Origin of the sequence: Dactylosporangium darangshiense, assembly GCF_039537565.1 — a bacterium.
Classification (GTDB): Bacteria; Actinomycetota; Actinomycetes; order Mycobacteriales; family Micromonosporaceae; genus Dactylosporangium; species Dactylosporangium darangshiense.
The window spans coordinates 1-2391 of record NZ_BAABAT010000154.1 but is presented as its reverse complement, the minus strand read 5'-3'; the positions used below and the strand labels follow the sequence as shown (position 1 = coordinate 2391).

Sequence of the window (2391 nt, the reverse complement as noted above, 5' to 3'; positions counted from 1 at the left end):
GGACACCACCCAACCCAGCCCGATCCACCTTCCCGTTCGGCGTCAACGGCAACCCGGCGAGCTCCACAAACACCGACGGCACCATGAACTCCGGCAACCGCTCCCGCAACCACCCACGCAACCCCTCGACAACCCCCGGCACCACGTACGCGATCAGCCGCTCCCCACCCTCGTCAGCCACCACCACCGCATCGCGAACGTCCGGATGCCCGCGAAGGACGTGTTCGACCTCGCCCGGCTCGATCCGATACCCACGCACCTTCACCTGCGCGTCATTACGACCCAGGAACTCCAACGTCCCATCGGCCCGCCACCGCACCACATCCCCCGACCGATACAACCGGCCCCCACCAAACGGATCCGCCACAAACCGCTGCGCCGTCAAATCCGCCCGACCCAGATAGCCACGCGTCACCCCGGAACCGCCCATGAACAACTCGCCCGGCACCCCGATCGGCACCGGCCGCAAGAGCGCGTCCAGCACATAGAGGCGGGTCCCCGGCAACGCCCCACCCACCGGCGCCGGACCAACCCCATCCCCTGGCTCGGCAAACGTCGAATCGATACCAGCCTCAGTCACCCCATACGCCGTCAACACCCGCGCATCCAGGACCTGCCGAGCCCGGGCCGCCGCCTCGAGCCGCCACACATCGGTGGTCACGACCAGCAGCCGCAACCCGTCCAACACCGTCCCGGTGTCCTCCAAGTGCGCGACCAGCGCATCGGCGTAGCGGGGAGCAACCTCCATCGCCTCCACCCGCTGACCCGCCAGGACCGCACACCACTCCGCCACCGACAGCTGCAACCCGACCGCGCCCAGCACCAACGTCCCACCCGAGCCCAGGGCACGAACCACGTCACCGGTGAACACATCGAAACTCGCGCTCGCCACCGACAACCACCGCAACCGCTCACCCACACCGAAATGGGCCCGCATCCAACCACCCAACACTCCCAGCAACACCGCATGCGGAACAACCACAGCCTTCGCCACACCCGTCGACCCCGAGGTGTAGATCACACACGCCGCCTGACCCGCCACCACCGGCAGCACCTCAACCGGTGCAGCCTCAACAGGGTCATCCAGCCAGCACACCACCGGCACCAAACCGGCCAACCCCGCCGCCACCGAACGATGCCCGACCAGCACACCCACCCCGGCGTCAGCGACCATGAACGCCAACCGATCCGCCGGATAACCCGGATCCAACGCCAGATACGCGCCACCCGCCCGCCACACCCCGAGCACCGCCACCACCAGATCAACACCACGCTCAACCGCCACACCGACAACCGACTCAGCACCCACACCCGCCGAACGCAACCTGGTGGCCAACCTGCCGGCGCGATCCCACAACTCGCCGTACGTCAACGAAACCCCGTCGGCCTGCACCGCGACCGCGGACGGATCCGACTCCACCCAACCGGCGATCAGCTCGTGCACACCACCAACACCGTTCCAGGTCACCGGAGCAGGCGTCACGAACTCCGGCGGCGACACCAGCGCCAAACCCGACAACGCCGCACCCGGAGCCGCCGCCACCGCGGCCAACACCGACTGCAGATGGTCGATCAGGCGGCGGATCGTCGCCTCGTCGAACAAAGCCGTCGCGAACTCAATCCCGCCCTGCAGCCCGTCCGCCGACTCACCGATCGCCAGCGTCAGGTCGTACAGCGCCGACACCGTGCGGCCCTCGCCCGGTCCGGGCTGCTCGTCCTCGCCGGTCACGTAGTTGAACAGGACCTGGAACAACGGGGAGCGCGACCGGTCGCGGTGCACGTCCAGCGCGTCGACGAGGTGCTCGAACGGGACATCCTGATGCGCATAGGCGGCCAGCGTCCGCTCCCGCACCCGGCCCAGCAGTTCGCCGAACGTCGGATCCCCAGACAGATCCGTGCGCAGCACCAGCGTGTTGACGAAGAAACCGATCAGGCCCTCGATCTCGGCCCGGTTCCGGTTCGCGATCGGCGTGCCCACCACGATGTCGTCCTGGCCCGAGTACCGATGCAGCAGCACCGTGAACGCGCCCAGCAACGTCATGAACATCGACGCGCCCGCGTCACGGGCCACCGCGCGCAGCCCCTCCACCACCTGCGGCGGGACGGTGAATGCAATGAACGCACCATCCGTCGACCGCACCGGCGGCCGCGGCCGATCCGTCGGCAGCTCCAGCGTGGGCGCCCCGGTCAGCGTCTCCCGCCAGAACCCGAGCTCGCCCTCCAACACCTCGCCGGACAGCCAACCCCGCTGCCACACCGCGAAATCCGCGTACTGCACCGGCAACGCCGGCAGCTCCCCACCGGCATACAACACCTCCAACTCACGCCGCAAGACCGCCGCCGACCACTCATCACTGACCACATGATGCTTCGCCAACGCCACCACATGCT

General features: G+C 68.4%; 1 protein-coding gene. It reads right to left on the bottom strand.

Features of this window, described 5'->3' with window-relative positions; translation table 11 throughout:
* Positions 1-2391, bottom strand: a 2391-nt coding sequence (locus ABD901_RS58355; protein ID WP_345144970.1) for a non-ribosomal peptide synthetase, incomplete at both ends; no start/stop codon positions are given.